14 protein-coding genes are annotated in these 15,032 nt (G+C 73.9%); 7 read left to right on the top strand and 7 right to left on the bottom strand.

The annotated features are described in order from the left end of the window. Window positions 1-4: 4 nt before the first annotated feature. Together FXF65_RS08075 and FXF65_RS08080 are read right to left on the bottom strand one after the other, a co-directional pair. The gene (locus tag FXF65_RS08075) at window positions 5-1,018 is read right to left on the bottom strand and encodes a cation diffusion facilitator family transporter (protein ID WP_148349099.1); all 1,014 of its coding nucleotides are present in this window, start codon (window positions 1,016-1,018) and stop codon (window positions 5-7) included. Window positions 1,019-1,085: 67 nt separating this feature from the next. Beyond that, the gene (locus FXF65_RS08080; RefSeq protein WP_148349100.1) at window positions 1,086-2,252 is read right to left on the bottom strand and encodes an AMP-binding protein; all 1,167 of its coding nucleotides are present in this window, start codon (window positions 2,250-2,252) and stop codon (window positions 1,086-1,088) included. Window positions 2,253-2,378: 126 nt separating this feature from the next. Between FXF65_RS08080 and FXF65_RS08085 the strand changes: the two genes are divergently transcribed. The 3 genes from FXF65_RS08085 (at window position 2,379) to menD (ending at window position 6,060) form a co-directional block, all read left to right on the top strand. Further along, window positions 2,379-3,278: a 1,4-dihydroxy-2-naphthoyl-CoA synthase gene (locus FXF65_RS08085; protein WP_148349101.1), complete on the top strand. Its 900-nt coding sequence runs from the start codon at window positions 2,379-2,381 to the stop codon at window positions 3,276-3,278. A gap of 87 nt (window positions 3,279-3,365) precedes the next feature. Then, the gene (locus tag FXF65_RS08090) at window positions 3,366-4,319 is read left to right on the top strand and encodes an o-succinylbenzoate synthase (protein WP_148349102.1); all 954 of its coding nucleotides are present in this window, start codon (window positions 3,366-3,368) and stop codon (window positions 4,317-4,319) included. A gap of 73 nt (window positions 4,320-4,392) precedes the next feature. Next, window positions 4,393-6,060 (top strand): 2-succinyl-5-enolpyruvyl-6-hydroxy-3-cyclohexene-1-carboxylic-acid synthase, encoded by a 1,668-nt coding sequence (menD, locus tag FXF65_RS08095; RefSeq protein ID WP_148349103.1) that lies wholly within the window; start codon window positions 4,393-4,395, stop codon window positions 6,058-6,060. Window positions 6,061-6,164: 104 nt separating this feature from the next. On the opposite strand, the gene FXF65_RS08100 is transcribed toward menD, so the two are convergent. Beyond that, window positions 6,165-6,989, bottom strand: a complete 825-nt coding sequence (locus tag FXF65_RS08100) for a tyrosine-protein phosphatase (protein ID WP_148349104.1) — start codon at window positions 6,987-6,989, stop codon at window positions 6,165-6,167. Between the two features lie 250 nt (window positions 6,990-7,239). Here FXF65_RS08100 and FXF65_RS08105 point away from each other — a divergent pair, with 250 nt between their 5' ends. After that, window positions 7,240-8,286 (top strand): fatty acid desaturase family protein, encoded by a 1,047-nt coding sequence (locus tag FXF65_RS08105; RefSeq protein WP_148349105.1) that lies wholly within the window; start codon window positions 7,240-7,242, stop codon window positions 8,284-8,286. Between the two features lie 38 nt (window positions 8,287-8,324). Further along, window positions 8,325-9,140 (top strand): Fpg/Nei family DNA glycosylase, encoded by an 816-nt coding sequence (locus FXF65_RS08110; protein WP_148349106.1) that lies wholly within the window; start codon window positions 8,325-8,327, stop codon window positions 9,138-9,140. 23 nt (window positions 9,141-9,163) lie between these two features. Here the strand turns inward: FXF65_RS08110 and FXF65_RS08115 are convergent, their stop codons facing one another. After that, the gene (locus FXF65_RS08115) at window positions 9,164-10,438 is read right to left on the bottom strand and encodes a cation:proton antiporter (RefSeq protein ID WP_148349107.1); all 1,275 of its coding nucleotides are present in this window, start codon (window positions 10,436-10,438) and stop codon (window positions 9,164-9,166) included. Window positions 10,439-10,444: 6 nt separating this feature from the next. Then, window positions 10,445-10,927: a cation:proton antiporter regulatory subunit gene (locus tag FXF65_RS08120; RefSeq protein WP_148349108.1), complete on the bottom strand. Its 483-nt coding sequence runs from the start codon at window positions 10,925-10,927 to the stop codon at window positions 10,445-10,447. 154 nt (window positions 10,928-11,081) lie between these two features. Here FXF65_RS08120 and FXF65_RS08125 point away from each other — a divergent pair, with 154 nt between their 5' ends. After that, window positions 11,082-11,702 carry an RNA polymerase sigma factor gene (locus FXF65_RS08125; RefSeq protein WP_148349109.1) on the top strand — a complete coding sequence of 207 codons (621 nt, stop codon included), beginning with the start codon at window positions 11,082-11,084 and terminating at the stop codon, window positions 11,700-11,702. After that, complete coding sequence (locus tag FXF65_RS08130) at window positions 11,695-12,729, top strand: CU044_5270 family protein (RefSeq protein ID WP_246198416.1); 1,035 nt, start codon at window positions 11,695-11,697, stop codon at window positions 12,727-12,729. The genes FXF65_RS08125 and FXF65_RS08130 overlap by 8 nt, the downstream gene beginning before the upstream one ends. A gap of 83 nt (window positions 12,730-12,812) precedes the next feature. On the opposite strand, the gene FXF65_RS08135 is transcribed toward FXF65_RS08130, so the two are convergent. Both FXF65_RS08135 and FXF65_RS08140 read right to left on the bottom strand, forming a co-directional pair. Beyond that, window positions 12,813-14,054: an isochorismate synthase gene (locus tag FXF65_RS08135; RefSeq protein WP_148349110.1), complete on the bottom strand. Its 1,242-nt coding sequence runs from the start codon at window positions 14,052-14,054 to the stop codon at window positions 12,813-12,815. 273 nt (window positions 14,055-14,327) lie between these two features. Further along, window positions 14,328-14,933: a biotin transporter BioY gene (locus FXF65_RS08140; RefSeq protein ID WP_148349111.1), complete on the bottom strand. Its 606-nt coding sequence runs from the start codon at window positions 14,931-14,933 to the stop codon at window positions 14,328-14,330. Between the last annotated feature and the right edge of the window lie 99 nt (window positions 14,934-15,032).

Raw genomic sequence — 15,032 nt, forward strand, 5'->3', positions numbered from 1 at the left:
GAACCTACGATTCCGAGCGCTTGGGACGCAGCGTCCCGCCGTACCGGGCGATGACACGTTCGCGCAGTTCAGGGTCGTCGCGGGGGACGGGTTCGAGGAAGACCTCGTCGATCTCGTCGTGCGCGTCGCGCAGGTCGTGCGCCATCCGGACGCAGGCGCGCTCGACGTCTCCGGCGGTGAGGGAGTCGCGGAAGTCCAGCCGGGCGCAGACGAGGACGCGGTCGGCGCCGAACGTCACGGTGACGATGTCGACGACCCAGTCGATCTCGGGCTCGTCGCCGAGCCGGGCGCGGACGTCCGCGACGAGCCGCGGGTCGGCCTGCGTGCCGATCAGCAGGTTGAGGTTGATCCGGCCGAGGACGAGCGCGACGGCGGTGAGCAGCACGCCGATGAGGAGCGACCCCACGGCGTCCCAGACGGCGGAGCCGGTGAGCTGGTGCAGGCCGAGGCCGCCGAAGGCGAGCAGGACGCCGATCAGGGCGGCGGAGTCCTCCAGCAGGACGCTGATGGAGGCGGGCTCGTCGGTGCGGCGGATGTAGGCGCGCAGCGGCAGGTCCGCGGCGCGGGCGGCGTCGCGGACCTGCCGGATCGCCTGCTGCCACGACGTCGCCTCCAGGACGAACGCGATGCCGAGGACGGCGAAGCCGACGGCCGCGCCGCCCTCTTCGCCCGTCCGGTGCCCGAGGAGGGTCTGGACGCCCTGGTAGTAGGAGAACAGGGCGCCCATCCCGAAGATGGCGACGGCGACGAGGAGCGTCCAGATGTAGCGCTCCTTGCCGTAGCCGAGGGGGTGGCGGCGGTCGGCGGGGCGCCCGCTGCGCCGCAGGCCGACCATGAGCAGGACCTCGTTGAAGGTGTCGGCGACCGAGTGCGCGGCCTCGGCGGCCATGGACGCCGACCCGGTGATCAGCGCGGCGACGATCTTCGCGACCGCGATGCCGAAGTTGGCGGCGAGGGCGAGCGCGACGGTGAGGGTGCTCTCGTCGCGGGCTTCGTGGTCGGTCTCGTCCGGAGGCATGCTCGTGCATCTCCCCGGGAGACGGGCCCGCCATGCGCGGGCGCCGGTGCCGGGGTCGGGGGCGCGGTCAGGGGCGGGGGGTTCGCAGCCGGGCGCGGTCGGGCTTGCCGGACGCGAGCAGCGGGATGGCGTCGACGAGTTCCAGCTCCTGGGGCGCGGCGTGGGCGGGCATGGTCTCGCGGACGAGGGCGCGCAGTTCGGGCAGGCCGGGCGGCTCGGCCGGGCCGGGCACGACGACGGCGGTGACGCGCTCGCCCCAGTCGGGGTCGGGGCGTCCGACGACGACGACGTCGCGGACGCCGGGGTGCCGGGCGAGCGCGGCGGCGACCTCACCGGCGACGACCTTCTCGCCGCCGGTGTTGATCACGTCGTCGACGCGGCCGCGGACGCGGAGCAGGCCGTCCTCCAGGGCGCCGAGGTCCTGGGTGACGAACCAGTCGCCGTCGCGGGCGGCGGCGGTCTGGTCGGGGCGCAGCCGGTAGCCGGTGAACAGGGACGGCCCGGCGAGGCGGATGCGGCCGTCCGGGGCGAGGCCCGCGCGCATGCCGGGCAGGGGCGTCCCGTCGTAGACGCAGCCGCCGCAGGTCTCGCTCATGCCGTAGGTGGTGTGGACGCGGGCGCCGCGGTCGCGGGCCTCGGCGAGCAGGGCGGGCGGGGCGGCGGCGCCGCCGAGGACGATGGCGCCGAGCCGGGCGAGGTCGGCGCCGGCGTCCAGGAGGCGGCGCAGCTGGGTGGGGACGAGGGACACGTGCGTGCCGGGCGGCGCGGCGGCGATGGCGGCGGGGTCGAAGCGGGGCGTGATGATCGGTTCGGTGCCGGCGACGAGGGCGCGGACGAGGACCTGGACGCCGGAGATGTGGCTGGTCGGGACGCAGCACAGCCACCGGTCGCCCGGGGCGGCGCCGATGCGTTCGAGGGTGCCCGCGGCGGAGTGCCGCAGCGCGGCGGCGGACAGCTCGGCGATCTTGGGCGTGCCGGTGGAGCCGGACGTGGCGATCAGCACGGCGGTGCCGGGCGCGACGGGCACGCGCCTGGCCGGCGACGCGCGGGGCCGCGGCCCGTCGCAGGTCTCGACGGCGTCCGGCGCGAGGGCGTCCAGGAGGGCGCGGAGGGCGGGCTCGGGCGTCGCCGGGGAGACCGGGCAGATCGCGGGACCGCCGTCGAGCGCGGCCGCGAGGGCGCGCAGCAGCGGCGGGCCCGGCGGCAGCACGACGGCGTGCAGTGGACGATCCATGGCGCCATCAGCGTAGACGACCCCGCTGAACGCGTTCAAACGGGGAGGCGGTTGAATGGACGCGAGCGCCGCCATCCCCGGGGCGGGCGCGGGTCGCCCGGCCGGATCGCCGACGGAGAGGAAGCCATGGTCTCGGAGCTGTTCGACGCGGACGCCTGGAAAGAGGTCGAGGGGTTCGGGTTCACCGACATCACCTATCACCGGGCGGTGGACCACGGGACGGTCCGGGTGGCGTTCAACCGTCCGGAGGTGCGCAACGCGTTCCGCCCGCACACGGTCGACGAGCTGTACCGGGCGCTGGACCACGCGCGGATGTCCAGCGACGTCGGCTGCGTCCTGCTGACGGGCAACGGCCCGTCGCCGCGCGACGGCGGCTGGGCGTTCTGCTCGGGCGGCGACCAGCGCATCCGGGGCAAGGACGGCTACAGGTACGCCGACGGGGACACCTCCGACACGATCGACCCGGCGCGGGCGGGGCGGCTGCACATCCTGGAGGTGCAGCGGCTGATCCGGTTCATGGGCAAGGTCGTGATCTGCGTGGTGCCGGGCTGGGCGGCGGGCGGCGGGCACAGCCTGCACGTGGTGTGCGACCTGACCCTGGCGAGCCGGGAGCACGCGCGGTTCAAGCAGACCGACGCGGACGTGGCGAGCTTCGACGGCGGGTTCGGGTCGGCGTACCTGGCGCGGCAGGTCGGCCAGAAGTTCGCCCGGGAGATCTTCTTCCTCGGCGACGCCTACGACGCGGAGGCGGCGCACCGGATGGGGATGGTGAACGCGGTCGTCCCGCACGCCGAGCTGGAGGCGACGGCGCTGGAGTGGGCGCGGAAGGTCAACGGGAAGAGCCCGACGGCGCAGCGGATGCTGAAGTACGCGTTCAACCTGATCGACGACGGGCTCGTCGGGCAGCAGGTGTTCGCGGGGGAGGCGACGCGGCTGGCCTACGGCACCGACGAGGCGGCCGAGGGCCGGGACTCGTTCCTGGAGAAGCGGGCCCCCGACTGGTCGCGTTACCCGTGGTATTACTAGGCATCTAACGCACGGTGTGATCTGGAATGCCGTGATAGTGACGTGATGGTCCACTGATTCGGCGGGCGAGGTCTGGGGGTCTGGCGGGTGCGGGTGTACTCCATCCCGATGCGGACGCGGTTCCGCGGTGTGACGCGGCGGGACGGCGTCCTCGTGCGCGGCCCGGCCGGGTGGGGGGAGTTCTCGCCGTTCGCCGAGTACGGTCCGGCGGAGTGCGCGCGGTGGCTGGCGGCGGCGCGGGAGGCGGCGTTCGAGGGGTGGCCGGCGCCGGTCCGCGACCGGGTCCCGGTGAACGCGACGATCCCGGCGGTCGGTCCGGAGCGGGCGTTCGAGCTGGCCAAGGAGTCGGGGTGCCGGACGGCGAAGGTGAAGGTCGCCGAGCGGGGCCAGTCCGACGCCGACGACCTGGCGCGGGTGGAGGCGGTCCGTGACGCGCTCGGCCCCGACGGCCTGGTCCGGATCGACGTGAACGGGGCGTGGGACGTCGACCACGCGGCCCGGATGATCCGGTCGCTGGACCGGTGGGGCCTGGAGTACGTGGAGCAGCCGTGCGCGACGCTCGCCGAGCTCGCGGCGGTGCGGCGGCGGGTGGACGTGCCGGTCGCCGCGGACGAGTCGATCCGCCGCGCCGAGGACCCGCTGAAGGTGCGGGCGGCGGAGGCCGCCGACGTCGCGGTGCTGAAGGTGCAGCCGCTCGGCGGGGTCGCGGCGGCGCTGCGGGTGGCCGAGGCGTGCGGGCTGCCGGTGGTGGTGTCGAGCGCGGTGGAGACGTCGGTGGGCCTCGCGGCCGGGGTGGCGCTGGCCGCCGCGCTGCCGGAGCTGCCGTACGCGTGCGGGCTGGCGACGCTGTCGCTGCTGGCGGGCGACGTGGTCGCCGATCCGCTGTGGCCGGTGGCGGGTGAGATCGCGGTGCGGCGTCCCGCGGTGGACGAGGCGTCCCTCGCCCGGTGGGAGGCGTCCGACGCCTCCGGCTGGCGGGCCAGGGCGCTGGCGGCGCAGGAGCATCTGGACGGCCCGGACGTGATCGAGGCGGCCGGATGACCGCGGCGAAGCGAGGATCTTCGGAACGCCTTCGCGGCGGTCTGAGTGTCGCCTCCGGGATGGGCGGGGCGTCGTGAACCCGGCGACCGCGCTGGCCACGGTCCTGGTGGACGAGCTGCTGCGGTGCGGGATGACGGACGCGGTGCTGGCGCCGGGGTCGCGGTCGGCGCCGCTGGCGCTGGCGCTGCACGCGGCCGAGGAGGCGGGGCGGCTGCGGCTGCACGTCCGGATCGACGAGCGGTCCGCGTCGTTCCTCGGTCTCGGGCTGGCGAAGCGGTCGGGGCGGCCGGTGGCGCTGGTGTGCACGTCGGGGACGGCTGCGGCGAACTTCCATCCGGCGGTGGTCGAGGCGCACGAGTCGGGCGTCCCGCTGGTGGTGCTCACGGCGGACCGTCCGCCCGAGCTGCGGGACACGGGCGCGAACCAGACGATCGACCAGGTGAAGCTGTACGGGACGGCGGTGCGGTGGTCCACCGAGGTGGGCGTGCCGGAGAACCGTCCGGGGATGGTGGCGTACTGGCGGTCGCTGGTGAGCCGGGCGTGGGGGCTGGCGCAGGCGCCGGCGGCGGGCCCGGTGCATCTGAACGCGGCGTTCCGGGAGCCGCTGATCCCGGACGGCGACGAGTCGTGGTGCGAGCCCCTCGACGGCGACGCGACCGGCGCGTGGACGAAGGTGCGCGCGGCGACGCCGGGGTCGGTGCTGCACGTTCCGCCGACCCGCCGGGGCGTGCTGGTGGTGGGGGACGGGGCGGTCAACGTCAAGCGGTACGTGGCGGCGGCGTCGATGGCGGGGTGGCCGGTGCTGGCGGAGCCGAACGGCAACGCCCGCTACGGCGACCACGCGCTGTCGTCGCACCATTTCCTGCTGGGGGTGGGGGAGTTCGTGGAGCGGCACCGCCCGGAGGTGGTGGTGACGCTCGGCAAGCCGGGGCTGTCGCGTCCGCTGCTGTCGCTGCTGCGGCGGGCGGAGGAGCACATCGTCCTGTCGCCGGACCTGGCGCGGTGGCCGGACCCGGTGCGGTCGGCGACGCAGGTCGCGCAGGAGGTCGAGATCCCGGTGGTGTCCGGGGACGACATGTGGCTGAAGTCGTGGCGGACCGCCGACCTGGCCGCCGCGGCGGCGGTGGACGAGGTGCTGGACGCGGTGCCCGGGGTGAGCGAGCCGCGGCTGGCCCGCGACCTGGTGGCGGGGCTGCCGGGCGGGTCGCTGCTGTTCACGGCGGCGAGCATGCCGATCCGTGATCTGGACCAGGTGATGCGGCCGCGGCGCGGGATCCGGGTCATGGCGAACCGGGGCGCGAGCGGGATCGACGGGCTGGTGTCCACGGCGATCGGCGCGGCGCTGGCGCACAGCGGCCGGTCGTACGCGCTGCTGGGCGACCTGGCGTTCCTGCACGACCAGAACGGGCTGATCATCGGGCCGCGCGACGAGCGCCCCGACCTGGCGATCGTGGTGGTGAACAACCAGGGCGGCGGGATCTTCTCGCTGCTGCCGCAGGCGGCGCTGGCGGGCCCGTTCGAGCGGGTCTTCGGCACGCCGCACCAGGTGGACCTGGCGGGGGTGGCGGCGGCGCACGGCGTCCCGTACCGGCGGCTGGACGCGGCGGGGGACCTGCCGAAGGCGATCGCGGGGGAGGGCCTGCGGATCGTGGAGGCCCGCACCGACAGGGAAGCGAACGCGGTCCTGCACGCCGAGATGCGCAAGGCGGCCCACACCGCCGTCCGAGCCGTCCTGTCCTGAGCCCGCACCGGGAGACGTCCTCGGTACTTCAACCTTCAATTTACAACGTAAAGGCACCGGGTGGGTTGCCTATCAACCAGCCTCAAACCTCAAAAGACAATCAACTAGCTCAGCAGCCGGGCGCGGAGGGCGTCGGTGTCGTCGGGCGTCCAGCCGTGGCCGGACAGCCAGCCGGTCGTGCCGCCGAACTCCTCGTCCACGCGGGTGAGGAGCTTGGCCATGACGGTCGGGTCGAGCCGGTGCGCGTCCGGGGGACGGGAGTCCAGGTCGTCGGCGTAGGTGTCACTGGTGCGCAGCCGCTCCACGACGGCGTCGATGCGCTCGCCGCTCAGGGCGTAGTCGGTGATGATCGCCTCGCGGGTGACGCCGGCGACGTCGAGGGCGACGGCGCAGACCACGCCGGTGCGGTCCTTGCCCGCGGCGCAGTGGACGAGCGAGGCGCCGTCGGTGCGGGTCATCACGCGGAGGGCGGCGACGATGGAGTCGCCGCGGTCGGCGAGGTAGCCGAGGTAGAGGCCGATGGTGCGGTCCTGCTCGGGAGCGCCGGGCGGGCTGGGCGGGCCGCCTGGCCGGTCCTGCCAGGGCAGCGCCTTGTCGACGTCGACCTCCGGGGCGGGCGAGGTGGCGGCGGCGTCGGTGTGGCGTCCGCGTTCGGGGAACAGCGACAGCTGGTGGACGGTCACCGACGGCACCCGGGTCAGCGGCCCGGGCCCTTCGAGTTCGACCTCGGCGTCGCTCCGCAGGTCGATGACGTTCTTCAGCTCGTAGTCGTCGAGGAGGACGCGGACGTCGGCGACCGTGAGGTCCTGGAGGTTGTCGGAGCGGAGCACCCGGGCGCGGCGTGTGAGGTGTCCGTCGGTGGTGGGGAGGCCGCCCAGGTCGCGGGCGTTGGCGGCGCCGTGCAGGTCGATCCACCGGGTGTCGTCCATGAATTGTGACCCTATATGGCCGTCGTGTGCGGTCTTTTGCTCAGGGTCCGGTTCGCACGGGGACGTGCGTCCGGGCGGCGCGGTGGTACGGCTCGGCGGGTGCGGTGGTCCGGGGGAGCGAGGGGCGGTGGGCGCGACCGGGACCTGGGAGCCAGTCCGGGGATGGCTCCACAGCGTGGCGACGTCCCGGTCTTACGCTCCGTAGTTTTTCGGGCAGTCGCTTTCCCCTGTTCCGTGAGATGGAGGCTTCATGCCCGCGACCCTGCACGCTCCGCCCGCCTCGCCCGTCCCGTCCGTCGCGCCGGGTAGGGCCGGAAGCGATTTCGCTCCGTTGGCGCGGCGGGTCCGCGAGAGCGGCCTGCTGGATCGGCGGCGCGGCTACTACGCGCGGGCGATCGGGCTGAACCTGGCGGCGACGGCGGCGGTGTGGGCGGCGATCGCGTGGGCGGGGGACGGGTGGTGGACGGTCCTGCTGGGGATTCCGCTGGCGGTGCTGGCGGCGCGGACGGGGTTCCTCGGCCATGACGCGGGGCACCGGCAGATCGCGCGGAGCGCCCGCGCGAACCGGGTGCTGGGCCTGGTGCTGGGGAATCTGCTGCTGGGGATGGGGCACGGCTGGTGGAGTGACAAGCACAACCGGCATCACGCGAATCCGAACCATGTCGGGAAGGACCCGGACGTGGGGGAGGGGATCCTGGCGTGGACGCAGGAGCAGGCCGGGCGGCAGCGCGGGGTGCTGCGGTGGGTGGCGCGGCATCAGGCGGCGCTGTTCTTCCCGCTGCTGACGCTGGAGGGGCTGAACCTGAAGGTGGGGAGCGTGCTGTTCCTGCGGGGGCGGTCGCGGCGTGATCAGCTGGTGGAGGGCGGGTTGCTGCTCGCTCACGCGGTGGGGTACCTGGCGTTGGCGTTCACGTTGCTGCCGCCGGCGCAGGCGGTGGCGTTGATGGCGGTGCAGCACGCGCTGTTCGGTGTGCATCTGGGTGCGGTGTTCGCGCCGAACCACAAGGGGATGGCGATGCCGGCGCCGGGGGAGAAGTGGGATCATCTGCGGCGGCAGGTGCTGACGTCGCGGAACGTGCGGGGCGGCGCGGTGGTGGACTGGTTGATGGGCGGGTTGAACTACCAGATCGAGCACCATCTGTTCCCGGGGGTGCCGCGGTGCAGTCTGCGGCGGTTGCGTCCGCTGGTGCGGGAGCACTGCGCGGCGGTGGGCGTTCCGTATGCGGAGACGGGTCTGGTGGCGTCGTACCGGTTGGCGCTGGGGCACATGCGTGAGGTCGGGGAGCCGTTGCGGTAGGGGCCCGCGGGGGTGCGGCCGGGGGTTATGCTCCGGCCATGCCGGAGGGACATACCGTTCATCGTCTGGCCGCCGAGCATCAGCGGATGTTCGGCGGCCGCCGTGTCGAGGCGTCGAGTCCGCAGGGTCGTTTCGCTGAGGGTGCGGCGCGGTTGGACGGGCGGGTGATGGTGGACGCGGACGCGCATGGGAAGCATCTGCTGCTGGGTTTCGATGATGATCGGACGTTGCACGTCCATCTGGGGATCTACGGCAAGTGGGCGTTCGGTGAGGGCGCGGCGCCGGTTCCGGTGGGTGCGGTGCGGTTGCGGTTGGTGGGCGGGTCGGGGTGGGCGGATCTGCGGGGTCCGAACGCGTGCGAGCTGCTGGAGCCGGGTGATGTGAAGATGCTGCGTGACCGGTTGGGTCCTGATCCGTTGCGGGCGGACGGTGATCCGGAGGTGGCGTGGCGGCGGGTGGGGCGGTCGCGGACGCCGGTCGCGGTGTTGTTGATGGATCAGTCGGTGGTGGCGGGTCCGGGGAACATCTACCGGGCTGAGGTGCTGTTCCGGCAGGGGATCGATCCGCGGTTGCCGGGGCGCGGGTTGTCGCGGGGGCAGTGGCAGGGGATCTGGGACGATCTGGCGGTGTTGATGGCGGCGGGTGTGCGGGCGGGGCGGATCGACACGGTGCGTCCCGAGCACATGCCGGAGGCGATGGGGCGTCCGCCGCGGGTGGACGGTCATGGCGGTGAGGTGTACGTGTACCGGCGTGCGGGGTCGCCGTGCCTGGTGTGCGGGTCGGTGGTGGCGACGGTGGAGTTGGCGGGCCGGAACCTGTTCTGGTGTCCGGGCTGCCAGGCCCCGAGGGCGTAGGGGTCAGGCGGGTCGCGTAGGGGTCAGGCGGGTTCGGCGGCGTCGTGGTGCCCGGCGGTGGTGTCAGGTGCGGGCCGGGCGGTGGGGAGGGGCACGTCGTCGTCGGTCTGCGGGGCGGGTCGGCGGGTGCGCAGTCGTGCGGCGCGGCGGGTCCGGAGGCGGGCGGCGAGGGGTTCGGCGCCGCGTGCGAGGACGGGTCCGGCGACGGCGAGGATGAGGACGTAGGCGGCGGCGAGGGGGCCGAGGCGGGGGTTGGTGCCGGCGCTGACGGCGAGTCCGGCGATGACGATGTTGAATTCGCCGCGGGGGACGAGGGCGGTTCCGGCGCGGAGGCGTCCGGTGGGGGCGATTCCGGCGCGGCGGGCGGCGATCCAGCCGGTGGCGAGTTTGGTGAGGATTCCGGCGGCGGCGAGGAGCGCGGCGACGGCGAGGACGGGTGGGAGGTCGCCGGGGTCGGTGTGGAGTCCGAAGAAGACGAAGAACACGGCGGCGAACAGGTCGCGGAGCGGGGTGAGGAGTTTCTGGGCGGTGTGGGCGAGGCTGCCGGACAGGGCGATCCCGACGAGGAACGCGCCGACCGCCGCCGACACCTGGAGTTGTTGCGCGATGCCGGCGACGAGGAGTGTCAGGCCGAGGACTTTGAGGAGCAGGACTTCTTCGCTGGGTGAGGCGACGAACCGTTCGACGAGGGCGCCGTGGCGGAGGGCGACGTAGAGGATCGCGGTGATGGTGGCGGCGGCGATGGCGAGTGCGGCGGCGCCGCCGAGGAGTCCGGCTCCGGCGAGGAGTGCGGTGAGGATGGGCAGGTAGGCGGCCATCGTGAGGTCTTCGAACACGAGGATCGACAGGACGGCGGGTGTTTCGCGGTTGCCGAGCCAGCCGAGGTCGCCGATGACCTTGGCGGTGATGCCGGAGGAGGTGACGTAGGTGACGCCGGCCATGGCGACGGCGGCGACGGGTCCCCAGCCGAGGAGGAGCGCGGCGATGGCGCCGGGGGCGGCGTTGAGGGCGAGGTCGGCGAGGCCGACGGGTGCGGAGGTGCGGAGGGTGCCGACGAGTTCGTCGGCGGTGTATTCGAGGCCGAGGGTGAACAAGAGCAGGATGACGCCGACCTCGGCGCCGATGGAGACGAAGTCTTCGCTGGTGGTGAGGGGGAGGATGCCGCCGGAGCCGAAGGCGAGCCCGGCGATGAGGTAGAGGGGGATGGGGGAGATGGAGAAGCGGACGGACACGGCGCCGAGGAGTCCGAGGGCGAGGATGATGGCGCCGAGTTCGATGAGTTGGACGGCTGATTCCATGCGGGGTCAGCCGTGGGCGAGGATGTCGGCGACGGCGGTGGTTCCTTCGCCGGTGCCGACGACCACGACGGTGTCGCCCGCGGTGAAGACGAAGTCGGGGCGTGGGCTGGCGACGACCTGTCCGCCGCGGACGACGGCGACGATGGAGGCGCCGGTGCGGGTGCGGGACCGGGTGTCGGCGAGGGGTCGTCCGTCGTAGGGGGATCCGGCGGCGATGGGGATCTGTTCGGTGACGAGTCCTTCGACCTGCCGGTGGAGTTCGGCGAGGTGTTCCAGGACGCGGCCGGTGCCGAGGAGTTCGGCGATGGCGTTGGCCTCTTCGGCGGTGAGGGCGACGGTGGCGATGCAGCTGTCGGGGTCGTCGCGGTCGTAGATGACGAGGTCGCGGCGTCCGGTGCGGTGGGAGATGACGCCGATCTGGCGGCCTCGTCCGGTGGTGATGACGTGCTGCAGGCCGATGCCGGGCAGGGCTGTCCGTTCGACGTCCACGGTGCTCGGGTCCTCCGTTGGTGCTGGTGGGTCGTGGTCGACCGTACCGGGTGCGCCGCGTGGTCCTTCACTGCCGGTGGGGGTGGTGGGAACCGTTCGGGGGCCGTTCGGCAATAGGGGGTGACCTGATCGGAAGCCCGAGAGGCGCAGACACATGAGTGATTCGAGCCCGTCGGATGCCGACGGCACCGATGACGGCGCCGATGACGCCGCCGTGATCGAGCGGTCGCGGCGGCATCCGGAGGCGTTCGCCGAGGTGTTCAGGCGGCACGCCCCCGATGTGAAGCGGTATGTGACCCGCAGGTTGGGGCGGGACGCGGCCGAGGACGTGGTGGCGGAGACGTTCCTGGCCGCGTTCCGGCAGCGTGACCGGTATGACCTGGCGCGGCGTGACGCGCGGCCGTGGTTGTACGGGATCGCGACGAACCTGGTCGGCCGGTATGTCCGGGACGAGGTGCGTCAGTTGCGTGCGGTGCAGCGCGGTGGTGGTGATCCGGTTTCTGAGTCGTTCGCGGATCGCAGTGATGAGCGGGTGAGCGCGCAGGCGCACGGGCGGCGGCTGGCGGGGGCGCTGGCGTCCCTGCCGGAGGGGCATCGTGACGCGTTGCTGCTGGTCGCGTGGGGCGGTTTGACCTATCCGGAGGTCGCGGCCGCGCTGGGCGTGCGCGTCGGGACGGTGCGGTCGCGTGTCAGCAGGGCGCGCAGGCGGTTGCGCCGGGAGCTCGGCGAGATCAGTCCCACGTTGTTCGTCAGGGAGGAGACGGTTCATGGATGAGATGACCGTGCTGGACCGGTTCCGGGCGGAGGTTCCGCGTCCGGGCCTGGACGAGCTGCGCAGCGAGGAGGCCCGGCTGATGGCCGCCATCGCCGGTGCGGACGCGGGGGTGGATTCGGCGTCCGTTCGGCGGGTTCGTCTCGTTCGTCGGGGGCGGTTGACGATCGGTGTGGCCGGGGGGCTGGCGGCCGCGGCGGTGGCCGGGGTCGTGGTGGTCACCGCGCGGGGGCCGGAGCAGGGCACGGTCACGCATGTCATGCCGGTCGCCGCGTCCCGCGTCCTCACGCGCGCCGCCGACGCCTCCACGGGGTTCCCTGAGCTGCGTCCCGAGCCGGGGCAGTTCCTGGTGTACGAGTCGCAGACGATGGATCCGGTGGAGTCGAACTCCGCGCAGGGGCATGCGCGTTACCTGGCCCGGAGCGTCCGCAAGGTGTGGCTGCCCGTGGAGGGCGACTCGACGCGGGGTGTCATCGAGGAGAGGACGCTCGCGCCCAGGCCGTATCCGGGGTGGCCCATCCCGCCGTCCGCGCGGCGGGCCGGTCCGAACGGCGGGCCTGAGAAGCTCGCGGACTTCGACGACCGGGCGGAGTTCCTGCGCAACGACTTCGCCTATGTCAGCCGTCTGCCGACCGAGCCGCAGAAGATGTACGAGCATCTCTACACCCGTCTCGGTACCGGTCCGCAGGCGGACGTGGAGGCGTGGATGCGGGTCGGCGGCCTGCTGACGGAGGCGTACCTTCCGTCGGCGCAGCGCGTCGCGCTGTACCGTGCCGCCGCGGCGATCCCCGGAGTCACCACGGTCGACAGGGCGGTGGACGCGGCGGGCCGGGCGGGCATCGCGGCGGCGAAGACGGTCGGCGGTGTGCGGCGGGAGTACCTCTTCGACCAGCGCACGTACCAGTATCTCGGGCAGCGTGAGGTCGTCACGGACGCCGCTGTGGCCAGGGCGCCGGTGGGGAGCGTCCTGACGTCCACGGCGCAGCTCAGGGTGTCGGTCGCCAACCGCGCCCCGCGAGTCGACTCCTAGCAGGCGTGGCTGGGCCCCGCCACCGTCGCCGGTGGCCGGGGCCTTGCTCCTGCGTCTGCGTGACCGAAAGGCAGGTCGGGCGGTCAGCCGTTGAGGGCGTATTGCATGGGGCGGAGTTTGGTGCGGGCTTCGGCGAGTTCGGCGGCGGGGTCGGAGTCGGCGACGATGCCGCAGCCGGCGAACAGGCGGGCGCGGGTGCCGTCGATCTCGGCGCAGCGCAGGGCGATGCCCCATTCGCCGTCGCCGCGGGCGTCGACCCAGCCGACGGGCCCGGCGTAGCGGCCGCGGTCCATGCCCTCGAGTTCGCGGATGAGGTCGAGGGCGGTGCCGGTGGGCGTGCCGGCGACGGCGGGGGTGGGGTGGAGGGCGGCGACGACGTCGAGGACTGACCGGTCGGCGGCGAGGCGTCCGCGGACGGGGGAGGCGAGATGGGTGAGGTTGGGGAGGGTGAGGAGTTCGGGCTCGTCGGGGACGGTGAGTTCGGCGCAGAGGGGGGCGAGGGCGTCGCGGACCATGTCGGCGGCGTAGCGGTGCTCCTCGCGGTCCTTGGCGGAGGCGAACAGGCGGGCGCCGCGGGCGCGGTCGTCGGCGGGTCCGGCGCCGCGGGCGGTGGTTCCAGCGAGGACGAGGGATTCGACGTCGCCGCCGGTGCGGCGGATGAGGAGTTCGGGGGTGGCGCCGACGAGTCCGGCGCAGGAGAAGGCGTAGCAGGCGGGGAACCGGTCGGCGAGGCGGCGCAGGAGGACGCGGGCGTCGATGGGCGCGGCGGCGCGGGCGGTGACGTCGCGGGCGAGGACGACCTTGCCGAGGCGTCCGTCCCTGATGCGGGCGACGGCGGCGGCGACGGCGTCCTTCCAGGCGTGTTCGGCGAGGGCGCCCTGGCTCCAGGTGAGGCCGGTCGGGGCGGCGGGAGGCGTGGTGAGGGTGAGAGGCTCGGTGTCGTCGCCGATGGTGGTGAGCCAGGCGACGCCGTTGCGGCGGCCGAGGACGCGGCGCGGGACGATCAGGACGGAGTCGGGCGATTTGGGGTCGAACCCGAACGATCCGAACGCGACGGGTCCTGTGCCGGGGAGGGCGACGGGGTCGTCGACGTCGGCGGCGCCGAACAGGCGGGTGAGGAGCCGGGCGGCGTCGGTGAACCGGTCGTTGCCGTCGCCGCCGGGGAGGGTGAGGCGGGCGGCCTCGCCCCAGCCGACGATGCCCTGCCCGTCGCGGATCCAGGCGAGCGCGGTCGGGTGCGGAAGCCGCGCGACGAGGTCGCCCGGGTCGGGGACCGGGACGGTGCGGACGGACAGGCGGTCCGGTGCGGTCACGGCGAGCTTCACGCGACCCACTGTACGACAGATTTGAACCTGTTCAAACGGGTGGGGGCGGGGCGCGCGGTGAGGTGTGCGCCACATCCGGGACGCCGAACGCCCCCGCGACGCCGCACGAAAGCCGCACGGGACAGCCCGACCGGACGCCCGCCCGTCTGTCCGGGAGGGCGGTGTCCGGTGCGGGCTTGGATTCCCGTCCGCCCGGCGCCTATGCGCGCCGCGCGCAAGACGCGGCCCGTGGAACCGGACGGACGGGTGCCTTAGGGGGCTGCCGGGGCGGGGTCAGCGGCGGCGGGCGGCGCCGGTCAGCTTCCACGCCGCCGGGAGCAGCCCGGCCGCGAGCAGCACCTTCAGCGCGTCCCCGGCCAGGAACGGCGTCATCCCGAGGTCGATCGCCTTGCCGAGCCCGACGTGCAGCGACGCCATCAGGTACGGGACGCCCGCCGCGTACATGATCGCGGTGCCGACGAGCATGGTCGCGACGGTGCGCGCGGGGGTACGGTCCCCGCCGCGCTGGGCGAGCCGTCCGACGACGGCGGCGGCCACGACGAACCCGATGACGTAGCCGAGCGTGGGCGAACCGGTGCCGGACTCGCCGTCGGTGAACCACGGGACGCCCGCGATCCCGGCGAGCAGGTAGAGCAGCATGCCGAGGGCGGCGCGGCCGAAGCCGAGCGTGGCCCCGGCCAGCAGGACCGCGAAGGTCTGCCCGGTGACCGGCACGGGCGTGCCGGGCAGCGGGACCGCGACCTGCGCGGCGAGGCCGGTGAGCACGGCCGCGGCGGCGACGAGCGCGGCGTCGCGGGCCAGGGCGCCGGGCAGCAGGTCGCCCAGGACGGCGGGACGCCGCCGGGCCGCGCCGCCGGCGGCTGCGTGGGCAGTAGCCACAGATCCTCCCAAACGTGTGTTCGTCAGGGCGAACCTAGCGAACGGGTACACGGGGGTGGATCACGCGGGGTACGGAAACGAGCGCCCGCGCTTTGCCGC

It is taken from the genome of Actinomadura syzygii (genome assembly GCF_008085905.1).
GTDB lineage: Bacteria > Actinomycetota > Actinomycetes > Streptosporangiales > Streptosporangiaceae > Spirillospora > Spirillospora syzygii.